Raw genomic sequence first — 21,852 nt, forward strand, 5'->3', positions numbered from 1 at the left:
GATGAGCCCGGGGCTGAGTAAGGAAGGAGGCGCTGTGAACCCGCTGCGCGATCCGCAGGACCGGCGGCTGCCGCGCATCCCGGAGCCGTGCGCTCTGGTGATCTTTGGCGTGACCGGGGACCTGGCCCAGAAGAAGCTGCTCCCGGCCGTGTACGACCTGGCCAACCGAGGGCTGCTGCCGCCGGGCTTCGTGGTCCTCGGTTTCGCCCGCCGCGACTGGGGCGACGGTGACTTCGAGTCGCTCGCGTACCAGGCGGCGCGCAAGGGCGCCCGGACCCCGTGGCGGGAGGAGGTCTGGGCCCGGCTGGCGGGCAACATCAAGTTCGTCGGCGGCTCGTTCGACGACGACGACGCGTTCGACAGCCTGGCCACGACCCTGGACGAACTGCGTTCCACGCACGGCATCACCGGCAACGCGGCGTTCTACTTCTCCATCCCACCGGCCGCGTTCCCGGTGGTGCTGAAGCAGCTCGCCCGTACCGGGATGGCGGACAACGGCAAGTCCGGTGGCTGGCGCCGGGTGGTGGTGGAGAAGCCGTTCGGCTCCGACCTTCGCTCGGCGAAGTCGCTCAACGACCTGGTCGACGACGTCTTCACCCGGGACGACGTGTTCCGCATCGACCACTACCTGGGCAAGGAAACCGTCCAGAACATCATGGCGCTGCGGTTCGCGAACAACCTGTTCGAACCACTCTGGAACTCCAAGTACGTCGACTCGGTGCAGATCACCATGGCCGAGGACGTCGGCATCGGCTCCCGGGCCGGTTTCTACGACCACGCCGGCGCCGCCCGCGACGTGCTCCAGAACCACCTGCTGCAACTGCTCGCCCTGGTGGCGATGGAGGAGCCGACCAGCTTCGACGCCGCCGAGATCCGGGCCGAGAAGCTCAAGGTGCTGCGCGCCATCACCATCCCGAAGGACGTCTCCACCGGCACCGTACGCGGGCAGTACCTGCCCGGTTGGGTGGCCGGCGAGCGCGCGGTCGGCTACCTGGACGAGAAGGACATCCCGCCGGACTCGACCACCGAGACGTACGTGGCCGTACGGCTCGGAATCCAGAACCGCCGTTGGGCCGAGGTGCCGTTCTACATCCGGGCCGGGAAGCGCCTGCCCCGCCGGGTCACCGAGGTGGCCATCATGTTCAAGCGGGCACCGCACCTGCCGTTCGGCGCCACCGACGTGGAGATGCTCGGCAACAACCAGCTCGTCGTACGGGTCCAGCCGGACGAGGGCGTGGTGCTGAAGTTCGGCGCCAAGGTCCCCGGCACCACCATGGAGGTCCGCGACATCGCGATGGACTTCCAGTACGGCGAGGCGTTCACCGAGTCCAGCCCCGAGGCGTACGAGCGGCTCGTGCTCGACGTGCTGATCGGCGACCGGACGCTCTTCCCGGACGCGGCCGAGGTGGAACAGAGCTGGCAGGTGATCGACCCGCTGGAGGACGCCTGGCAGGCGACCAAGCCGGAGCCGTACCGCGCCGGCGAGTGGGGACCCCGGGCGGCCGACGAGATGCTGGCCCGCGAGGGCCGGGCATGGCGGCGGGCGTGAGCGGGCGGACCAGCGGGCTCAGCGAGCAGACCAGGAGGCTCCTTTGATCGGCCTATGGGACACCACCGGGAACGAGGTGGTGAAGGCGTTGGCCGCCGAGCGGCGCAGCGCGGGCGGGGTGGCCAGCGGCATGGCACTCACGCTGATCGTGGTGGTGGACGAGAAACGGGTCCGCGAGGCCGAGGCCGCCGCGACCATCGCCGCCGCGGCGCACCCGTGCCGGCTGCTGGTCGTGGTCCGCTCGGACGTCGAACGGGAACAGAGCCGGCTGGACGCCGAGATCGTGGTCGGCGGCCGGCTCGGCCCCTGTGAGGCCGTCGTGATGCGGATGTACGGCCGGCTCGCGCTGCACGCCGAGTCGGTGGTGATGCCGCTGCTGGTGCCGGACGTACCGGTGGTCACCTGGTGGCACAGCGAACCGCCGTCGCAGATCGCCAACGACTTCCTCGGCGTGGTCGCGGACCGGCGGATCACCGACGCCGCGCAGGCGATCAACCCGATCGACGCGCTGCGGCAGCGGGCCCAGGACTACGCACCGGGCGACACCGACCTGGCCTGGACCCGGATCACCCCGTGGCGCACCCTGGTCGCGGGCGCGTTCGACACCACCGCGGCCCGGGTCACCGACGCCACGGTGGTGGCGCCGAAGGCCGACCCGACCGCCGCCCTGATGATCGGTTGGCTCGCCGCCCGGCTCGGCATCAAGCCGCGCCTGCAGGAGACCACCGAGCACGCCCGGATGCGCTCGGTGGAGCTGCTCTGCGCCAACGGCGACCACGTGGTGCTCACCCGGGAGAACAACATGGCCACCTTCGAGCGGACCGGGCAGGCCGAACGGCAGCTTCCACTGACCCGCCGACCGCTCGGCGACGAACTGGCCGAGGAGTTGCGTCGGCTCGACGCCGACCAGGTCTACGCCGAGGCGCTGAGCGCGACCACCGGCCTCGGCGGCCTGGATCTGCGGCCGGCTCAGCGGGTGCACATCTGGAAGGACCCGACACCACCTCGGCGACCGGCCGCCCCGGCGGCTTCCGGCAGCTCGAAGAGCCACGCCCCGGCCACCGCACCGGGTGGATCCGCGAAGTGAGCGAAACGGTCGTAGAGGTACACGCCGACCCGTCCGTACTGGCCCAGGTGGTCGCGGCGCGGTTGGTGGTCAAGCTGATCGACGCACAGGCTGCTCGTGGTACGGCGGGGGTGGTGCTGACCGGTGGCCGGATCGCCGGCGCGGTCTTCCTCGCCGTACGGGACCTGCCGGCCCGGGACGCGGTCGACTGGTCCCGGGTTGACGTGTGGTGGGGTGACGAGCGGTTCCTGCCGACGGGGCACCCGGAACGCAACGAGACCCAGGCCCGGGCCGGCCTCCTGGACCACCTGCCGCTGGACCCGGCCCGGATTCACCCGATGCCGGCCTCGGACGGCCCGGACGGGGACGACCCGGAGGCGGGTGCGGCCCGGTACGCGCAGACCCTGGCCGCGGCGGCCCCCGGTACGGCCGACCTGCCCCACTTCGACGTGCTGATGCTGGGGGTGGGCGAGGACGGCCATGTCGCCTCGGTCTTCCCGGAGCACCCGGTGGGCTACGAGACCCGGCCGGTCAGCGCCGTACGGGGCAGCCCGAAGCCGCCACCGACCCGGGTCACCCTCACCCTGCCCGCGATCAACACGGCCGAGGAGATCTGGCTCGTGGCGGGCGGGGCCGACAAGGCGAGGGCGGTCGGGATGGCTCTGGCCGGTGCCGGGGCGCTCCAGTTGCCGGCGGCCGGCGTACACGGGGTGGAACGCACCCGGTGGCTGCTGGACCGGGCGGCGGCGGCCGAGGTCAAGCCGACCTTCCGCAGCCTGCGCTGAACACACGAACCCGGCCGGCCCGATGGTTGATCCGTCGGGCCGGCCGGGTTCTTTTGTCGGCCGGCCCGGTTCAGATCTCGCCGCGACGGCGGCGGAGCGCGGCCAGGGCCTCGTCGAGCAGGGCCGCCCCGTCGGCGTCGCTACGCCGCTCCTTCACGTACGCCAGGTGGGACTTGTGTGGCTCGGCGCGGAGCGGGCCCGGCGGGTTCTGCGCGTCCTGCCCGGCCGGTTGACCACAGCGGGGGCAGTCCCAGGTGTCGGGCGGTGCCACCTCGGCCGCCAGCAGGATCTCGACGGTGTGCCGGTTGACGCACCAGTAGGTGACCGGCCGGCGGGGTGCCGGTTCTGTCCGGCCGGTCGGGCGGGCCGGCACGGCACCGACCCGGGTGCCACGGATGGCGCTGTTGTTGTGCACGGCTGCTCGCTCCTGTCGTCCGAGCGGGACCGGCGCCGGGTACGGCGACGGCGTGGTGCGACGCGGTGCGGCAAAACGGCTGCGCGCGGCCCGTGGGCACGGGCCGCGCGCAGGTGTTACGACTCTCTGCAGGCGCAGGTCAGCTGGCCATCGCGAGCTTGAGCCAGAGGCCCAGGCCGACAATGCAGGCAAACCAGACAACACCCACCAGAACCGTGTAACGGTCGAGGTTCTTCTCCGCCACCGACGAACCGGCCAGGCTGGAGCTCACCCCACCGCCGAACATGCTCGACAACCCGCCACCCTTGCCGCGGTGCAGCAGGATCAGCATGGTGAGGAGCACACTCGTGATGACCAGCAACACGATCAACGTGTATGCGAACTGGATCGGAAGCATGGTAAGGGTCAGTCCTCTCGTGACGGGCCCGTCAAGAATAGCGGCCGGCTATGCGGTGACGTGCTCCGGGAACCGGCAGATTTTCGCGAACTCCTCCGCGTCCAGGCTCGCCCCGCCGACCAGAGCGCCGTCGACATCCGGCTGCGCCATGATCGCGGCGACGTTGGAGGACTTCACCGAGCCGCCGTAGAGGATCCGGACCTGCTCCGCCGTGGAGTTGCCGAACGTCTTCGCCACCCGTTCACGAACCGCCCCGCACACCTCCTGGGCGTTCTCCGGGGTCGCCGTCTTGCCCGTGCCAATCGCCCAGACCGGCTCGTACGCGACCACGATCTGCGCCACCTGCTCCGGCGTGAGCCCCTGCAGGGCCGCGTCGAGCTGGTCACAGCAGTGCACCACGTGGCGGGACTCCTCGCGGACGTCCAGCCCCTCCCCGATGCAGAGGATCGGCGTCATCTCGCTGCCGAGTGCCGCCACCACCTTCGCGTTGACCAGGGAGTCGTCCTCGTGGTGGTAGGCCCGCCGCTCGGAGTGCCCGACCACCACGTACTGGCAGCCGAGCTTGCTCAGCATCGGCCCGGAGATGTCCCCGGTGTAGGCCCCCGGCGGGTACGGCGACAGATCCTGCGCGCCGTACCCGATCAGCAGCTTGTCCCCCTCGATCGCCGTCTGCACACTGCGCAGCGAGGTGAACGGGGGCAGGACCACCGTCTCGACCTCCGTGAGCTGCTGGACGTTGAGCCGGAAGGCCAGGTCCTGGATCAGCTTGTTGGCCTCGAAGTGGTTCAGGTTCATCTTCCAGTTGCCGGCCATCAGCGGCCGACGTACGGGAGCTGCTGCGGCCATCACTTCTCCAGAGCGGCGATACCGGGGAGGGTCTTGCCCTCCAGGTACTCCAGCGAGGCACCCCCGCCGGTCGAGATGTGACCGAACGACGACTCGTCCAGCCCGAGCGCACGCACCGCGGCGGCCGAGTCACCGCCACCGACCACCGTGAACCCGTTGACCGCGGTGATCGCCTCGGCGATCCCTCGGGTGCCGGCCGCGAACGCCGGCATCTCGAACACGCCCATCGGGCCGTTCCAGAAGACCGTCTTCGCGCCGCTGATCACCTCGGCGAAGGCGGCCACCGTACGCGGACCGACGTCCAGCCCGAGCCGGTTCTGCGGAATCGAGTCCGCCGGCACCGTCTCGTGCGTGGCGTCCGGCGCGAACGCGGTGGCGGCCACCACGTCCAACGGAAGCACGATCTTGCCGTCGGCGCGGGCCAGCAGGTCCCGGCAGGTGTCGACCATCTCCTCCTCGAGCAGCGAGGTGCCGACCCCGTGGCCCTGGGCCTTGAGGAAGGTGAAACACATCCCGCCACCGATGAGCAGGCGGTCCACCGTCGGCAGCAGCGCCTCGATCACGGCGAGCTTGTCGCTGACCTTCGAACCACCGAGCACCACCACGTACGGCCGGTCCGGCTCTCCGGTCAACCGGGAGAGGACCTCCACCTCACGCAGCACCAGCCGACCGGCGACGTGCGGCAGCCGGGCCGGTACGTCGTAGACACTGGCGTGCTTGCGGTGCACCGCGCCGAACGCGTCGTCCACGTACGCCTCGGCGAACCCGGCGAGCTGGTCGGCGAAGGCGCCCCGCTCGGCCTCGTCCTTGCTGGTCTCCCCCGGGTTGAACCGCAGGTTCTCCAGCAGCACCAGCTCACCGGCGGCGAGCGACTCGACCGCACCCCGGGCGGACTCGCCCACGGTGTCGGTCGCGAAGGTCACCGGCGAGCCGAGCAGCTCGGCCAGCCGGGTGCCCACCGGCGCCAGGCTGTACTGCGGATCCGGCGCGCCCTTCGGCCGCCCCAGGTGCGAGCAGACGATGATCGCCGCGCCCGCGTCCCGCAGCGCGGTCAGGGTCGGCAGCACCGCCCGGATCCGGCCGTCGTCGGTGATCGCCCCGGTGGCCTTGTCCAGGGGTACGTTCAGGTCGGCGCGTACCAGCACCCGCCGACCTGACACCCCCTCGGCCAGCAGATCGTCGAGGGTACCGATGCTCACAGCGAGGAACCCACCAGCTTGACCAGGTCGACGAGGCGGTTGGAGTAACCCCACTCGTTGTCGTACCAGCCGACGACCTTGACCTGGTTGCCGATCACCTTGGTCAGACCGGCGTCGAAGATGCAGGAGGCCGGGTCGGTGACGATGTCGCTGGAGACGATCTCGTCCTCGGTGTAGACCAGGATGCCCTTGAGCGGGCCCTCGGCGGCGGCCTTCAGCGCGGCGTTGACCTCGTCCACCGAGGTCTCACGGCCGGCGGTGAAGGTCAGGTCGGTGGCCGAACCGGTCGGGATCGGCACCCGCAGCGCGAAGCCGTCCAGCTTGCCCTTGAGCTCCGGCAGCACCAGGCCGATCGCCTTGGCCGCACCGGTCGAGGTCGGCACGATGTTGAGCGCGGCGGCACGGGCCCGACGCAGGTCCTTGTGCGGACCGTCCTGCAGGTTCTGGTCCTGGGTGTAGGCGTGGATCGTGGTCATCAGACCCTTCTCGATCCCCACCGTGTCGTTGAGCACCTTCGCCATCGGGGCGAGGCAGTTCGTGGTGCACGACGCGTTCGAGATGATGTTGTGCTTGGCCGGGTCGTACTGGTCGTGGTTGACGCCCATCACGACCGTGACGTCCTCGTTCTTGGCCGGCGCCGAGATGATGACCTTCTTGGCCCCACCGTCGATGTGCGCCTTGGCCTTGGTCGCGTCGGTGAAGAAGCCGGTCGACTCGATCACGACGTCGGCGCCGAGGTCGCCCCACGGCAGCTTGCTCGGGTCCTTCTCGGCGAACGCCTTGAACGTCTGCCCACCGACGGTGATCTCGTCGGCGGTCGCCTTCGCCTCGTGCGGCAGGCGACCGAGGATGCTGTCGTACTTGAGCAGGTGCGCCAGCGTGGCGTTGTCGGTCAGGTCGTTCGCGCCGACCAGTTCGATGTCGGCGCCCGAGGCGAGCACCGCACGGAAGAAGTTGCGGCCGATTCGGCCAAAGCCGTTGATGCCAACCCGGATGGTCACAGGCCCATCTCCTCGCAGTCTGGTCCGGCGGCGTTCAGGCCGATCGCCGTCGGAGGTGTGCGCGCCGACCGCAGGAGTCGGCCGCCGATAGTGATCGGCCACCCCGCCGCGGTCCGAGGACCTGACCGCCCGAGGCGGTGAATACGGCGCGGATAACCGGTTCCGGCCCCGTCGCCGTACGCTGGGTACCTTATCCGAGCGGAGCGCCCCGCGTTGCGTCGGGGCGTAAACCCACCCCCTCCGGGCGACGATCCGGGGACTGTCGAAGTGAGACGGCACACGCGGGACACCCGACCGGCCGTTCAGACCGCGAGCATGTCCGGCGTGACCGCCGCTTCGGTATCGGGGATGCCCAGGTCGCGGGCACGCTTGTCGGCCAGCGCCAGCAGCCGCCGGATCCGCCCGGCGATCGCGTCCTTGGTCAGTGGAGGGTCGGCCAGCGCGCCCAGCTCCTCGAGGGACGCCTGACGGTGCTCCAGGCGTAGCTGCCCGGCCGAGGTGAGGTGGTTGGGTGCCTCCTCGGCGAGGATCTCCAGCGCCCGGGTCACCCGGGCGGCGGCGGCCACCGCCGCGCGGGCCGAGCGGCGCAGGTTGGCGTCGTCGAAATTGGCCAGTCGGTTGGCGGTCGCCCGCACCTCCCGGCGTACCCGACGCTCTTCCCAGGCCAGCACGCTGGAATGGGCGCCGATCCGGGTGAGCAGGGCGGCGATCGCGTCCCCGTCCTTGACCACCACCCGGTCGACCCCACGCACCTCGCGGGCCTTGGCGGTGATTCCGATCCGGCGGGCCGCCCCGACCAGGGCGAGGGCCGACTCCGGGCCGGGGCAGGTGATCTCCAGCGCGGAGGAGCGGCCCGGCTCGGTCAGCGAACCGTGCGCCATGAACGCACCCCGCCAGGCGGCCACCGCGCAGCAGACGTTCGCCGCCACCACGTGCGGCGGCAGGCCGCGTACGGGACGGCCCCGGACGTCGAGCAGCCCGGTCTGGCGGGCCAGCGCCTCGCCGTCCTTGACCACCCGGACGATGTAGTGGCTGCCCTTGCGGAGGCCGCCGGAGGCGAGCACGTGAATCTCGCTCGGGTAGCCGTACACCTCCGCGATCTCGCGCCGCAACCGCCGGGCGACCGCGCCGGTGTCCAGCTCCGCCTCGACCACCACCCGCCCGGAGACGATGTGCAGTCCGCCCGCGAACCGCAGCAGGGCGGCCATCTCCGCTCGGCGGCAGCAGGGTTTGGGCACGTCGACCCGGCTCAGCTCGTCCTTGACCGCAGCCGTCATCGCCATTGTCGTCACCTCGTGGCCGGTTCCGGCGTGATGCCGGTGATTCGTACGTGCTTAACGATTGGCACCCAGGACAGGCACCAGCGCGGCTCCCAGTGCGGCAGGATCATGTCGTGGACTACCGTCCTCGACCGCCACCGGTGCGACCACCAGCCGCGCACCCAGCGATTCTGCCGCACGATGGACCGGTTCGGGGTCACCTACCGCTTTCCCGTCGGCGAGAACCAGGTCGACCCGCAGTTCCGGCAGGTACCACCGGAGCGCGGCGAGGTGGTCGGCGACCGAGAGACCGAGTGTTTCCTGCTCCGCCGCCAGGTTCAGGGTGACCAGCCGGCGGGCCGGGCTGGCGACGATCGCGGCGGCCAGCTCCGGCACCAGCAGGTGCGGGATCACGCTGGTGTACCAGCTCCCCGGACCGAAGATCAACCAGTCCGCCTCGCAGACCGCCGCCACCGCCTCGACGCAGGCACGGGGACCGGCCGGGGTGAGCCGTACGGACTCGACCCGCCCCTGGGTCACCGCCACCGAGTGCTGGCCGCGTACGGTCCGCAGCTCGTCCGGCCGGGTCGGATCGGCGCCGCGTACCCGGGCCTCGATCTCGACCTGCTGGCAGGACATCGGCAGCACCCGCCCGACCGCGCCGAGCATGGCGCCGGCGTGGTCGAGTGCGGCCACCGGGTCGCCGAGCTGCTCCATCAGACCGAGCAGCACCAGGTTGCCGACCGCGTGGCCGGCCAGGGGGTCCGCACCCGGGGGCCGGGCGCCGTTGCCGTGGGCGAAGCGGTGCTGGAACAGTTCGGCGCTGCGCCGGGTGGCCGGCTCCTCGTCGGCCAGGGCGACCAGGGCCTGTCGCAGGTCGCCCGGTGGCAGTGCGCCGCGTTCGGCGCGGAGCCGGCCGCTGGAACCGCCGTCGTCGCCGACCGTGACCACAGCGGTGATGTCGAGCTCGAGGTCGGGCGCGCAGCGGCGCAGGGCTCGCAACGACGCGGCGAGCCCGTGGCCACCGCCGAACGCGACGACCTTGATCGCCGTCACTCGCGGCCCAGATCGCGGTGCTGGGCGTTGGCGGCCAGCCGGGCCTGCCGCAGCCGGCTGGAGAGCTCCTCGGCGATCGCCACGCTGCGGTGCTTGCCGCCGGTACAACCGACCGCCACGGTCAGGTACCGCTTGCCCTCCCGCTCGAAACCGGGAGCGGTGGCGTTGATCAGGCGGGCGTACGTCTCGACGAAGGTCACCGCCCCGCGCTGACCCAGCACGTACCGGCTCACCGCTTCCTCCCGACCGTTGTGTTCCCGCAATTCCGGCACCCAGTATGGATTAGGCAGGAACCGGGCGTCGAGGACGAAGTCCGCATCCGGTGGTAGACCGTACTTGAAGCCGAAGGAGAGCACGGTCACCTTGATCCGGCGGGCGTCCTCGCCACCGAAGAGCTCTTCCACCCGGCTGCGCAGCTGGTTGACGTTGAGATGGCTGGTATCGATGATCACGTCGGCCTGCTCGCGGGCCTCCTCCAGCAGACCGCGCTCGACCGCGATGCCGTCGGCGAGCCGTCCGTCCCCCTGGAGCGGGTGCGAGCGCCGGACGCTCTCGAACCGCCGGATCAGGACCTCGTCGTCGGCGTCGACGAAGACCACCCGGGGCTGGAAGCCCCGATCCTTGAGCGCCCGGATCGCGCCGGCCAGGTCGGTGGAGAAGGCGCGGCTGCGTACGTCGAGCACCATCGCGGTCTGCCGGGTGGTCCCACCGGCCTTGAAGGCCAGCTCGGCCATGTCCAGCATGAGCGCCTGCGGCAGGTTGTCCACCACGTAGAAGCCGACGTTCTCCAGCGCTCGGGCGACCGTGCTGCGGCCGCCGCCGGAGACCCCGGTCACCACGACCAGGTCGGTCTCGGACCGGCTGGGCTCCGTCGCGCTCTCGTCCGCGCGCGAGCCGTGCGCGCCGCCGCGCTCGCTCACCTGTTCCCCCCAAGCCGCGCGTGCCGGACGGCCGCTCTTCGGTCGGGTCCGTGCGCGCGGGATCGATGTATGGTCACCAGCCACCGTCCCAGGCCGCCGAGCCCCCCGGTTGTGGAGTGTGCCCGTGGAAGAAGCCGAGGATCAGCGTCGCTATCACGTAGTTGTCAACGACGAAGACCAGTACTCTATCTGGCCTGCCGGCTCGCAACTCCCACCGGGTTGGCAGCGGACGGGCGTGGAGGGTGACCGGGCGACGTGCCTGGCCCACGTCGACGAGGTCTGGACCGATCTGCGGCCACGTGATCTGCGGGAGTGGTCGGCCGTACGGACCTGAGCCGCAACACCACCGTCAGAACGGGCGCCTCGATTGTTCGAGGCGCCCGTTTTTGTATGCGCAGGACCGGAATGAGCGAGCCACCCAGATTGCGCCGTGAATCCGTACACGTTAATTAATGTTGTTTCTTTTCCATGACGAATATGTCCGCTCGACCGGAAGCGTGACCGGCGGAATTTCCGCCGCCAAGTGTCCAGCATCATGAATGTGCGTCACTAACACGGACAGGATCGGGTAACGGCAACTTCGTGGCTTTTTGTCATACAGAATCTGATCAAATCGGGCCGAATCTCCCGAGCTGACAAGCATCTGTCTCGGTCCCGACCCAGTGTTGACAGATCTGAATGCCTCTCGTATTTTTTGGTCACCCCCGATCACTACGCGATATCTTCCGCCTTTCCGATCGACTCGCCGTGCCGTCACCCTGCCCTGACCACGCACTCGGTGACGCATTTACCGGCGATGTTTCATCGTGCGCCGATAAAGCCGGCCGCACCCAAAAAGGAGGAAAGCAGACCGTGCGGTCGACCAGCAGTAGCGCAGGCGAAGTCAGCGACGACCAGGCGAGCGCGGTCGAACCGGACGGCGAGTGTTACGACCTACTGGCGCTCCAGCAGGGACTGTTGTTCCACGACCGCTTCGAACCCGGTTCGGGCGTCGACATCCTCCAGATCGTCATCGACTGGCCGGAGCCGCTCGACCCGACCGCCATGACCACCGCCTGGCAGGCCGCGGCCCAACGCCACCCGGTGCTCCGGACCGCGTTCACCCTGCTCGGGCCGGAACGGGCCAGCCAGCGGGTGCAGCCCGAGGTCACCATTCCGGTGCACCGGTACGACTGGCGCACCGACGCCCCGACCGGCCGGGCGGAACGGTTGGCCAGACTGGACCGGTTCCTCGCCACCGACCGCTCACACGGCTTCGACCCGGCCACCGCGCCACTGGTCCGGATCGGACTCATCCAACACCGGGCCGACCAGCACACCATCGTGTTCAGCCTGCACCACGCGATCATCGACGGCCGATCCGTGCCGCTGCTGCTGACCGAAGTCCTCACCGACTACACCGCGATCCTCCAGGGCACCGAGCGCCCGGTCCCCGACCGTCGCCCCTTCCAGGACTTCGCGACCTGGGCCGGCCAACGATCACTCGTCGCCGACCAGCGCTTCTGGCGTACCCGACTGGACGGGGTCACGCTACCCACCCCGCTCCCACTGCACCCCGCCACCAGCACCCCGCCCCGCGGACCGGACTCCGTACGCGAACTCACCCACCAGCTCGACCCGGCCCGGAGCGCGACCCTGCACCGGGCCGCGAGCGCGGTCGGCGTACCGCTGAGCACCCTGGTCACCGCCGCCTGGGCGGTGCTGCTGCACCGCTACAGCGGCGAACGGGACGTGGTCTTCGGGGCGGTCCGGAGCTGTCGTCGGGGCTCGATCGACCGGGCCGACACGATCATCGGAATGGTGATCAATACCGTGCCGCTGCGGATCGACGTACGACCGGAACTGACCGTACGGGACTGGCTGGTCGACGTACGCGCCCAGATCGACGCGGTCCGGGCGCACCAGGCCGCGCCCCTGACCGCCGTCCAGGGCTGGAGCGGCCTGCCGGCGAGCACCCCGCTCTTCGACAGCCTGCTCATGTACGAGCACCGTGACCTACAGACCGTACTCAGCCGTTCGGTGCCGGACTGGGGTGCCCGCGTGGCCCGGGTGCACCGCCACCCGGGACCGCCGGTGACCGTCCTGGTCTTCGGTGAACCGGTGCTGCGGGTGCTGCTCTACCACGACCGGCGACGGCTCACCGACCTCGCCGCCGACCGGATGCTGCACCACCTCACCACCTGCCTGGTCGGACTCGCCGCCGGGCTGGACGCACCGGTCGCCGCGCTCCCCCTGCTCGGTCCGGACGAACACCACCAGCTCACGCACGACTGGGCCGGGCACCGCCCCGAGCCCGCCGGTGGTCCGGACCACCCGACCGACAGCACCATCGGCGAACGGTTCTCCGCACAGGTGCGACGCAGCCCCGACGCGGTCGCGGTGACCGGGCCGGACGGCACACTCAGCTACGCCGAACTCGACGCGCGCGCCAACCGCCTCGCCCACCTGCTGATCCGGCGGGGCGCCGTACCGGACCAACCGGTGGCGGTCGCCCTGCCCCGGTCGGTCCGGCTGGTGGTCGCGCTCCTGGCCGTGGTCAAGGCCGGGTGCGCGTACCTCCCCCTCGACCCGACCAACCCACCGGCCCGGACCCGGGAACTGCTCGCCGTGAGCGGCGACCCGCTGCTGCTCACCGAAGCCGACCTGACCGCGGCCGAACTGGCCGGAGCCGAGCTGCCACCGACCACACCGGACCTTCCTGTCCGACCGGAGAGCCTGGCCTACGTCAACCACACCTCGGGTTCCACCGGCGCCCCGAAGGGTGTCGCGGTGCCGCACCGCGCCGTGCTCCGACTGGTGCACGAACCGGGCTACCTGCGTCTCGGTCCCGACCAGACGGTGCTGCAACTCGCCCCGGCCGCCTTCGACGCCGCCACCCTGGAAATCTGGGGCAGCCTGCTCAACGGCGCCCGGCTCGTGGTCGCCCCACCCGACCCGCTCGGACCGGCCGAGCTCGCCCAGCTGCTGCGGGCCGAACAGGTCAGCGTGCTCTGGCTCACCGCCGGGCTCTTCCACCAGGTGGTCGAGGAGGACCCGGGCGCCCTCGCCACGGTGGGGCAGCTCCTGGCCGGCGGCGACGTACTCGACCCCGGCGCGGTCCGCACCGCGCTGCGGGTCCGCGCCGGTCGCCCACTGGTCAACGGGTACGGGCCGACCGAGAACACCACCTTCACCTGCTGCCACCGGATGACCGACCCGGAGACGGTCCCGGCGCCGGTACCGATCGGCCGGCCGGTGCCGCGCAGCACCGTCTACGTCCTCGACGGACTGCTCCGTCCGGTCCCGGTCGGCGTTCCCGGTGAGCTCTACACCGGTGGCGACGGGCTGGCCCGGGGCTATCTCGGGCAACCCGGTCGGACCGCCGAGCGGTTCCTGCCGGACCCGTTCGCGCCCCGGCCGGGCGCCCGCATGTACCGGACCGGGGACCGGGTCCGCTGGCGCCCCGACGGGACCCTGGAGTTCCTCGGCCGGGTCGACCGGCAGGTGAAGATCCGGGGATTCCGGGTGGAGCCGGCCGAGGCGGAGGCGGTCCTGCGGGCGCATCCGTCGGTCGGCGAGGTCGCCGTGGTGGTGCACGGCGACGGCGAACACCGCCGGCTGGTCGCCTACGCCAGCCCGTCGACGGGTACGGCCACACCGGACGGTACGGCGCCCCTGGACGAGCGGCTGCTCGGCGCGTACGCGCTCGCCCACCTGCCGCCGTACCTGCGCCCGGCCGGTTACGTACTGCTGCCGGCGTTGCCGCTCAACCGCAACGGCAAGGTGGACCGGGACGCCCTGCCCGCCCCGGCGGCGCCGACGCGCCCGGTGCCGGAACGACCGCTGACCGACCCGACCCAGCTCCAGCTCGCCGCCCTCTGGACCGACCTGCTCCGGACGGGTGTGGGACGGGCCGAGGACGACTTCTTCGACCTCGGCGGCAACTCGCTGCTCGCCACCCGGCTCGCCTTCCGCGCCGCCGAGCGGTTCGGCGTCGACCTGCCGGTACGCGTCATCTACGAGCAGCACAGCCTGGCCGGGCTCGCCACCGAGATCGACCGGCGCCGGCACAGCCCCGGGCCGGCATCGGCCCGGATCACCGCCCGGGACCGGGGCGCCTACCGCAGCGGGGTCGCCCGCACCGGACCGATCGATCCGACCGGTCACCTGGTCAGGCCGGGGACCGGGCCCTGGGCGATGTGGCGCTGGATCGGACTGCGTGCCGCCGGATTTCCGGTCGGGCCGCTCACCCGGCTCGGTGACCCCGACCACCTGGCCCGCACCGACGCGCTGCTGGCCAGCGAGGACCGGCTGGCCGAGGTACGCCGGGCGATGACCGGGCGGCTGCACCAGGCCCGCCGGACCGCCCCCGCCGACCAGCGGTCCCGGTGGAACCGGGCGGACCGGCAACTGCGCCAGGGCAGCTTCCCCGACGACCTGCCGGACGTCGCCGACCCGGTGCTGGCGGCCGGGATCGCCGAGACCCGGGCCGCTCTCGCCGACGCGGTGCGACGGCACCGGGCCGACCGGTCCGCGTTCGACCGGTCACACGTTCAGGCGAGCCGGCGACGTACCGCAGCGCTCCGCGCCGCCGCCGCCGACCCACGGCTGCGCGAGGCGGTGACCTGGCAGAACCGGCACGCCCTGCGGACCGGGCTCGACCCCCTGTTGAACCGCGCCGACGGCGACGCGACCACCCGCGACTCGAAACACCGGCAACACGAAGCGCTGCTCGCCACCTACCTGCAGCGGTACTGCGCCAAGAACGACACCATCGGCTTCTTCGGCCCGGTCGGTTGGGCCACCGTCGCGCCGGCCGGTACCGGGCTGGAGATCACCTCCGACGCCGCCCCGCTGACCCGTACGGTCTACTTCGAGAACTGGGCGATGGCCGGGCTCGCGGACGCGCTCACCGCCCACCACCCGCGCCTGGCCCCCTGGCTGATCCCCCGTCGGCTGCCGTTCCTGACCGTCCTCGACGACCAGCTACTGCTGCCACTCACCCCGCCCACACCGCTACCGCCACCGCTGGCCCGGCTGCTCGCCGCCGCCGACGGCCGGCGTACCGCCGAAGAGATCGCCGCCGAACTGGTCGCCGACCCGGCCAGCGGGTTCGCCACGCCGGACGAGGTGTACCGGATGCTGGCGGAACTGCGCGACACACACCGGATCACCTGGTCGCTGGAGGTGCCGAAGGAGGACCTCTTCCCGGAGCGGTCGGTCCGGAACCGACTGGCCCCGGTCACCGACGACGCCGTACGGAAACCGGCACTGCGCGCCCTGGACGACCTGGTCCGGGCCCGGGACGCGGTCGCCGGGGCGGCCGGGGACGCCGACCGGCTCGGCACCGCCCTCGCCGACCTGGAACGGACCTTCACCGAACTGACCGGCGCCGCACCGACCCGCCGGGCCGGCCGGGTGTACGCCGGCCGCACGCTGGTGTACGAGGACTGCCGGGCGGGCGACCGGGTGACGCTCTCCACCGACCTGGTCGGCACCCTCTGGCCGGCGCTGAGCCTGCTGCTGGAGAGTGCCCGCTGGTTCACCTTCGCCGGCGCCGCCCTGTTCGCCCGGGCCTGCCGCGAGCGGTACGCCGAACTGGTCGGCCGGGGCGGGCAGCCAACGGTGCCGTTCGCCGACTTCTGGCTCTGGGCCAACGATCTCCTCTTCGACCTGCCGGAACGGCTCATCGCACCGGTGGTCCGGGGGCTGCAGGACCGGTGGCGCCAGATCCTGCCGGAACTCGACGGGGAACGCCGGATCCAGCTCGACTCGGCGAGCATCGCCGACCGGGTCACCGCCGCGTTCGCCGCCCCCCGACCCGGCTGGGTCGGCGCGTACCAGCACAGCCCGGACGTGATGCTGGTCGCCGACGGGGCCGAGGCCGTCGCCCGGGGCGACTTCCGGTGGGTGGTGGGCGAGGTCCACCCGGGGGTGAACACGCTGCGGTCCGCCCTGTTCATGGCCCAGCACCCGGATCCGACGGAACTGGTCGCCGCGATGCGGGCCGATCTGCCCGGCCCCCGGGTGGTGCTGGCCGCCACCGGTGAGGAGGGCGGGGCCCCGTCCCGGCTCACCGACAAGCTCGTCACCGACCAGGACCTGCGGCTGGTCTTCGGGCACGACAGCTGCGGGCTGGACCCGGAGACGGCGGTCGCGGTGGCCGACTGCGTACTGGAGTCGCAGGACGGGACGCTGACCGTACGGACCCGGGACGGCCGGCACGCGCTGCCGCTCGCCGAGGTGGTCGGCGAGGCGCTGATGCTGCAACTGATCCAGCGCTTCGACCCGCTGCCGCCGGCCGACCACCGACCACGGATCACCGTCGACCGGGTGGTGATCTCCCGGGAGAGCTGGCGGTTCGGTGCGGCTGGACTGGACTTCGCCACGATCGTCGAGGAGGCGGAGCGGTTCCGTGCGGTACGTCGCTGGCAGCGCGACTCGGGTCTGCCCCGGTACGTCTTCGTCAAGACCCCGGTGGAGAAGAAGCCGTTCTTTCTCGACTTCGCCAGCCTCGCCTCGGTGGACGCGTTCGCCCGAGCGGTCCGGCGCACGGTCTCCGGCGCCGGACCGGACGCCACCCTGCGGCTGAGCGAGATGCTGCCGACGCCGGAGCAGCTCTGGTTGACCGATGCCGGCGGTGGCCGCCGGACGGCCGAGTTCCGCCTTGTCGCCGTGGACACCCGCCGGCCGGAAGCACAGAGGAGAAGCCATGACCGGTGACACCTTCGTCCTGCCCGCCTCGTCCACCCAGCGGCGGCTCTGGATGCTGGACCAGCTCGACCCGGGCTCGGCGGCGTACAACATCGCCTGGTCCGTCCGGCTCACCGGCGAACTGCGGGTCGACGCGCTCCGCGCCACACTGGACTGGCTGGTCGGCCGGCACGAGGTGCTGCGGACCGTCTTCACCTCGGTCGACGGCGAACCGGCGCAGGTGGTCGGTCCGAAATGGTCGGTTCCACTGCCGGTCACCGACCCGGGAGCCGACGGGTCGGCGGGGCTCGACGCCCTGCTCGACGCGGAGAGCCGGGCGCCGTTCGACCTCGCCACCGGCCCGCTGCTGCGGGTGCGGCTGGTCCGGCTCGCCCCGGACCAGCACGTGCTCATCCTGGTGGTGCACCACATCGTCGCCGACGGGTGGTCGTTCGACACGGTCTTCGACGAACTCGCCCACGGCTACCGGGCCGCCGTCGCCGCAACCGTGCCGGAGCTGCCGCCACCGCCGATCCAGTACGCCGACTTCGCGGTCTGGCAACGGGAACAGGCACACGGGTCCGCCTTCGCCGAGGACCTCGCCTACTGGCGGGCCGAGCTCGCCGGGGCACCGACCCTGCTCGACCTGCCCGCCGACCGTCCCCGTCCGGCGGAGCAGTCACCGGCCGGCGGGCTGGTCACGTTCCCGCTGCCGGCGGAGCTGACCGACGGTGTACGGCGACTAGCCCGGGACGCCGACACCACCGACTTCGCGGTGCTGCTCAGCGGTTTCCAGGCCCTGCTGCACCGGCTCAGCGGACAGCCGGACCTGCTGGTCGCCGTACCGGTGTCGGGACGGAGCCGGCCGGAGACCCGGGGTGTGGTGGGCTTCTTCGCCAACACCCTGGCGCTGCGCGGTCGGTTCGAGGAGCGGACGAGTTTCGCCGAACTGCTGGGCGCCGCCCGGAGCAGCGCGATCGCCGCCCAGTCCCGGCAGGACGTGCCGTTCGAGGAGCTGGTCGACCTGCTCGCCCCGCAGCGCAGCCTCGCCTACTCGCCGCTGGTGCAGGTGATGTTCGCGCTCGAACAGACACCGGCACCGGTCGAGGCGGCCGGGCTGCGGATCGCCCCCGAACTGCACGAGAACGGCACCGTCAAGTTCGACCTCACGCTCACCGTGGAAGAACGGCCGGACGGGTGGCGCGGACGACTGACGTACCGGACCGAACTCTTCGACGCCGACCGGATCGAGCGGCTCGGGGCGGCGTACCTGGCGCTGCTCGGGGCGGCGGTCGAGCAGCCCTCGACGCCGGTCGCCGAGCTGCCGCTGCTCAGCCCGGCCGCCCGCGCGGAGATCATCGCCGGTTGGCGGGCCGAACGGCTCGACCCGCCCCCGTACGACTCGATCGCCGCGCTCTTCGCACGGCACCCGCCGGCCGACCCGGACGCGGTCGCGGTGGCGGCGCCGGACGCGACGCTGACGTACCAGCGGCTGACCGCCGACCGCAACCGCCTCGCCCACCTGCTCCGCGAGTACGGGATCGACGTCGACGTCCCGGTCGGGATCTGCCTCACCCGGGGCAGCGGCATGCTCACCGCGATGCTGGCGGTCTGGCAGGCCGGCGGCGGATACCTGCCCCTGGACCCGGAACTGCCGACCGCCCGGCTGGCCGGGATGGCGCGTTCGGCCGGGGTGCCGCTGATCCTGACCGACCGGGCCAGCGCCGACCGTACGGGTGACTGCTGGCCGACCGGGACGCGGGTGCTCCGCCTCGACGACGCCGAGCAGGTCACCCGGTTACGGGCGCTCCCGGAGACCCCACCGACCTACGCCGCCCACCCGGACAGCCTCGCCTACCTGCTCTACACCTCCGGATCGACAGGTGTCCCGAAGGGAGTCGCGGTCACCCACGGTTCCGTGGCCAACCTGCTGGTCGCCTTCGACCGGCTGCTCTGCCTCACCGCCGCCGACCGGGTCGCCGCCCTCACCACGAACGCGTTCGACATCTCCGTGGTCGAACTGGTCCTGCCGCTGCTCGCCGGGGCCCGGGTGGAGCTCTTCGACTCCCGGTTCGCCCAGGACTCCGCCGCCCTCCGGTCCGCACTCGCCGAGCGGGGCGTCACCACGATGCAGGCCACCCCGGCGAGCTGGCGGATGCTGCTCGCCGCCGGCGGGGTGCCGGCGAACGTACGGCTGCGGATCAGCGGCGGCGAAGCGCTCACCCGCGACCTCGCGGACGCGCTGTGTACCGACGGCGCCACCCTGGTCAACGGTTACGGCCCCTCGGAGACCAGCATCTACTCGACCGCCGGCCGGGTCGACGCCGACGGACCCGTCAACCTCGGCGGCCCGGTCGCGAACACCCGGCTCTACCTGCTCGACCCGGCCGGCCAGCCGGTTCCGGTCGGCGCCGTCGGCGAGCTGCACCTGGGCGGCCTCGGCGTGGCCCGGGGATACCACGGCGACCCGGCCCGGACCGCGGTCAGCTTCCGCCCCGACCCGTGGAGCAGCCGCCCCGGCGCCCGGCTCTACGCCACCGGCGACCTGGCCCGGTGGCTGCCGGGCGGGCGACTGGAGTACCTCGGCCGCGCCGACCAGCAGGTCAAACTCCGTGGCTACCGGATCGAGCTGGGCGAGATCGAAACCGCGCTACGCGCCCAGGAGGGCATCCGGGACGCGGTCGTGGTGACCTGGCGGGCCAGCGCCGAGGACGTCCGGCTGGTCGGGTACGTGGTGCCGACCGACCCCCACGCCGACCCGGCCGCGCTCTGGTCCCGGCTGCGCCCCGCGCTCGCCGCCCAACTGCCGGAGTACATGCTGCCGGCGACCCTGGTGCCACTGGACCGGTTTCCGCGTACCGGCAGCGGCAAGGTCGATCGCCGGGGCCTGCCCGAACCGGTGTGGCGGGACGCCGACGACGGCAACCGGGTGGCGCCACGTACCCCGGTGGAGAAGCAACTCGCCCTGCTCTGGGGCGAGGTGCTGGGGCTCGCCGGGGTCGGCGTGCACGACAACTTCTTCAACCTGGGCGGCCACTCGCTCACCGCGACCCGGCTGATCGCCCGGATCCGCACCACATTCGGCGTCGACCTGCCCCTGCGGCTGCTCTTCGCCGCGCCGACCATCGCTGAACTCGCACCCCGGGTCGCCGACCCGGCCACCGCAGGCCCCCACCGCAACGGCACCACCGACCGGGTCGCGACCGGCGGACCAAGCGCCCAGGACCTGCTCGCCTCGCTCGACGACCTCTCCGACCGGGAGATCGACGAACTGTTGGACACGCTGATCGCCGAGGAGGGCTCATGACGGCCACGCCGTCCCCGACCGACCGCCGGGACCGTGCCGTGATCATCGGCGCCGGTCTGGCCGGCTCACTCGCCGCCGTGTACCTCGCCCGCCGTGGCTACCGGGTGGACGTCTACGAGCGACGCGACGACCCACGACTGGCCCCGGCCGGAACCGCCGGCCGCTCGATCAACCTCGGGCTCTCCGCCCGGGGGATGCGCGCGTTGCAGGAGGTGGGGCTCCTCGGCGACGTACTCAAGCGCAGTGTGCCGATGCGCGGCCGGGTGGTGCACTCACCGGACGGCACGGTCAGCTTCCAGCCGTACGGGGTGCACGGCCACCAGATCCTGCACTCGGTGCTCCGAGACGAGCTGATCGCCGTCCTGGTCGACGCGGCCGAGGCCCAGCCCGGGGTGCGGTTCCACTTCGGCTGGCGGCTGCACGGGCTCGACCGGGAGACCCCCTCGGTCTCGGTGACCCAGCTCGCCGACGGCGTCACCGACGAGGTGCCGGCGGACCTGATCGTCGGCGCGGACGGGGCGTTCTCCTCGGTACGGCAACAGCTCCAGTACGGCCTGCGGGCCAACCACGGCCAGGAGTTCCTCGACTGGGGCTACAAGGAGCTGACCATCCCGGTCGACGTCGACGGCCGACCCCGGGTACGGCTGGAGGCGCTGCACGTCTGGCCCGGCGAGCACGGGCTGATGGTCGCCCACCCGAACGTCGACGGCTCGCTGACCTGCACCCTCTTCATGCCGTTCGAGGGGCCGCACAGCTTCGCCACACTCAACGGACCGGCGGCGATCCGCGACTTCTTCCGGCGGAACTTCCCCGACGCCCAGGAGCTGATGCCCCGACTCGTCGAGGAGATCATCGAACACCCGACCGGGCAGATGGTCACCGTACGGACCAGCCCGTGGCGGTACGCCGACCGGGTGGTGCTGATCGGCGACGCGGCCCACGCCGTCTACCCCTTCTACGGCCAGGGCATGAACTCCTCCTTCGAGGACTGCCTGGTGCTCGACCAGTGCCTGGAGCGGCACCGCGACCGAGGCGACGCGCTCGCCGCGTACGAGACGGCCCGCAGGCCGCACACCGACGTGCTCGCCGACCTCTCCACCCGGAACTTCGTCGAGTTGCGGGACCGGGTGCACCGGCCGGCGTACGCCCTGAAGGCGGGTGCGGACCGGCTGCTCAGCCGCCTCCTGCCCGCCCACTGGACCCCGCTGTACACGATGGTCGCCCACACCACCACCCCGTACGCCGAGGCACTGGCCCGGTCGGAGCGACAGGACCGGCTGCTGCGCGCGGCGGCGACCGGCGGCGTCCTGGCGCTCGGCACCGCCCTGGCCTACACGATCACCCGGGCGGCCCGCGCCACCCGCCGGTCGGGGCGGTGAC

General features: G+C 72.0%; 15 protein-coding genes. 7 read left to right on the forward strand and 8 right to left on the reverse strand.

Annotated elements, in window-relative coordinates:
• Position 1 precedes the first annotated feature (1 nt).
• Genes zwf through pgl form a run of 3 tightly spaced genes read left to right on the forward strand, consistent with a single transcriptional unit; the run spans position 2 to position 3,400 of the window.
• Positions 2-1,549: a glucose-6-phosphate dehydrogenase gene (gene zwf / locus BDK92_RS06205; protein ID WP_121155422.1), complete on the forward strand. Its 1,548-nt coding sequence runs from the start codon at positions 2-4 to the stop codon at positions 1,547-1,549.
• A 43-nt stretch (positions 1,550-1,592) separates the two neighbouring features.
• Complete coding sequence (locus BDK92_RS06210) at positions 1,593-2,636, forward strand: glucose-6-phosphate dehydrogenase assembly protein OpcA (RefSeq protein WP_121155424.1); 1,044 nt, start codon at positions 1,593-1,595, stop codon at positions 2,634-2,636.
• Complete coding sequence (gene pgl / locus BDK92_RS06215) at positions 2,633-3,400, forward strand: 6-phosphogluconolactonase (protein ID WP_121155426.1); 768 nt, start codon at positions 2,633-2,635, stop codon at positions 3,398-3,400. The genes BDK92_RS06210 and pgl overlap by 4 nt, the downstream gene beginning before the upstream one ends.
• Positions 3,401-3,470: 70 nt before the next feature.
• On the opposite strand, the gene BDK92_RS06220 is transcribed toward pgl, so the two are convergent.
• The 8 genes from BDK92_RS06220 to rapZ form a co-directional block, all read right to left on the reverse strand.
• On the reverse strand, positions 3,471-3,815 hold the full coding sequence (locus BDK92_RS06220; RefSeq protein ID WP_121155428.1) for an RNA polymerase-binding protein RbpA: 345 nt from the start codon (positions 3,813-3,815) through the stop codon (positions 3,471-3,473).
• 139 nt (positions 3,816-3,954) lie between these two features.
• Complete coding sequence (gene secG / locus BDK92_RS06225) at positions 3,955-4,212, reverse strand: preprotein translocase subunit SecG (RefSeq protein WP_121155430.1); 258 nt, start codon at positions 4,210-4,212, stop codon at positions 3,955-3,957.
• A 48-nt stretch (positions 4,213-4,260) separates the two neighbouring features.
• Positions 4,261-5,058 (reverse strand): triose-phosphate isomerase, encoded by a 798-nt coding sequence (gene tpiA, locus BDK92_RS06230; RefSeq protein ID WP_121155432.1) that lies wholly within the window; start codon positions 5,056-5,058, stop codon positions 4,261-4,263.
• Complete coding sequence (locus BDK92_RS06235; protein WP_121155434.1) at positions 5,058-6,257, reverse strand: phosphoglycerate kinase; 1,200 nt, start codon at positions 6,255-6,257, stop codon at positions 5,058-5,060. Before BDK92_RS06235 ends, tpiA begins: the two co-directional genes overlap by 1 nt.
• Complete coding sequence (gene gap, locus BDK92_RS06240) at positions 6,254-7,258, reverse strand: type I glyceraldehyde-3-phosphate dehydrogenase (RefSeq protein WP_121155436.1); 1,005 nt, start codon at positions 7,256-7,258, stop codon at positions 6,254-6,256. The genes BDK92_RS06235 and gap overlap by 4 nt, the downstream gene beginning before the upstream one ends.
• Positions 7,259-7,560: 302 nt before the next feature.
• Positions 7,561-8,541, reverse strand: coding sequence for a DNA-binding protein WhiA (gene whiA / locus BDK92_RS06245; protein WP_121155438.1), 981 nt, complete (start codon positions 8,539-8,541; stop codon positions 7,561-7,563).
• Positions 8,542-8,592: 51 nt separating this feature from the next.
• Positions 8,593-9,573, reverse strand: coding sequence for a gluconeogenesis factor YvcK family protein (locus tag BDK92_RS06250; RefSeq protein WP_121155440.1), 981 nt, complete (start codon positions 9,571-9,573; stop codon positions 8,593-8,595).
• Positions 9,570-10,493, reverse strand: a complete 924-nt coding sequence (gene rapZ / locus BDK92_RS06255; RefSeq protein WP_121155442.1) for an RNase adapter RapZ — start codon at positions 10,491-10,493, stop codon at positions 9,570-9,572. Before rapZ ends, BDK92_RS06250 begins: the two co-directional genes overlap by 4 nt.
• A 124-nt stretch (positions 10,494-10,617) precedes the next feature.
• Between rapZ and BDK92_RS06260 the strand changes: the two genes are divergently transcribed.
• The 4 genes from BDK92_RS06260 to BDK92_RS06275 all read left to right on the forward strand — a co-directional run bounded on the left by BDK92_RS06260 (position 10,618) and on the right by BDK92_RS06275 (position 21,851).
• Positions 10,618-10,827 carry an MbtH family protein gene (locus BDK92_RS06260; RefSeq protein ID WP_121155444.1) on the forward strand — a complete coding sequence of 70 codons (210 nt, stop codon included), beginning with the start codon at positions 10,618-10,620 and terminating at the stop codon, positions 10,825-10,827.
• Positions 10,828-11,345: 518 nt separating this feature from the next.
• Positions 11,346-17,195: a non-ribosomal peptide synthetase gene (locus tag BDK92_RS06265; RefSeq protein WP_170208512.1), complete on the forward strand. Its 5,850-nt coding sequence runs from the start codon at positions 11,346-11,348 to the stop codon at positions 17,193-17,195.
• Entirely contained in the window at positions 17,185-20,472 is a 3,288-nt protein-coding gene (locus BDK92_RS06270; protein WP_121161713.1) for a non-ribosomal peptide synthetase, read from the forward strand. The genes BDK92_RS06265 and BDK92_RS06270 overlap by 11 nt, the downstream gene beginning before the upstream one ends.
• Complete coding sequence (locus BDK92_RS06275; RefSeq protein WP_121155448.1) at positions 20,469-21,851, forward strand: FAD-dependent oxidoreductase; 1,383 nt, start codon at positions 20,469-20,471, stop codon at positions 21,849-21,851. The genes BDK92_RS06270 and BDK92_RS06275 overlap by 4 nt, the downstream gene beginning before the upstream one ends.
• Position 21,852 lies beyond the last annotated feature (1 nt).

The organism is Micromonospora pisi (assembly GCF_003633685.1).
Taxonomy (GTDB): Bacteria; Actinomycetota; Actinomycetes; order Mycobacteriales; family Micromonosporaceae; genus Micromonospora_G; species Micromonospora_G pisi.

Bases quoted from the DNA above. Each gene is read 5' to 3' on its own strand.
- zwf (WP_121155422.1), top strand. From the start codon at position 2: ATGAGCCCGGGGCTGAGTAAGGAAGGAGGCGCTGTGAACCCGCTGCGC.
- tpiA (WP_121155432.1), bottom strand. From the start codon at position 5,058: ATGGCCGCAGCAGCTCCCGTACGTCGGCCGCTGATGGCCGGCAACTGG.
- whiA (WP_121155438.1), bottom strand. From the start codon at position 8,541: ATGGCGATGACGGCTGCGGTCAAGGACGAGCTGAGCCGGGTCGACGTG.
- secG (WP_121155430.1), bottom strand. From the start codon at position 4,212: ATGCTTCCGATCCAGTTCGCATACACGTTGATCGTGTTGCTGGTCATC.
- BDK92_RS06275 (WP_121155448.1), top strand. From the start codon at position 20,469: ATGACGGCCACGCCGTCCCCGACCGACCGCCGGGACCGTGCCGTGATC.
- BDK92_RS06270 (WP_121161713.1), top strand. From the start codon at position 17,185: ATGACCGGTGACACCTTCGTCCTGCCCGCCTCGTCCACCCAGCGGCGG.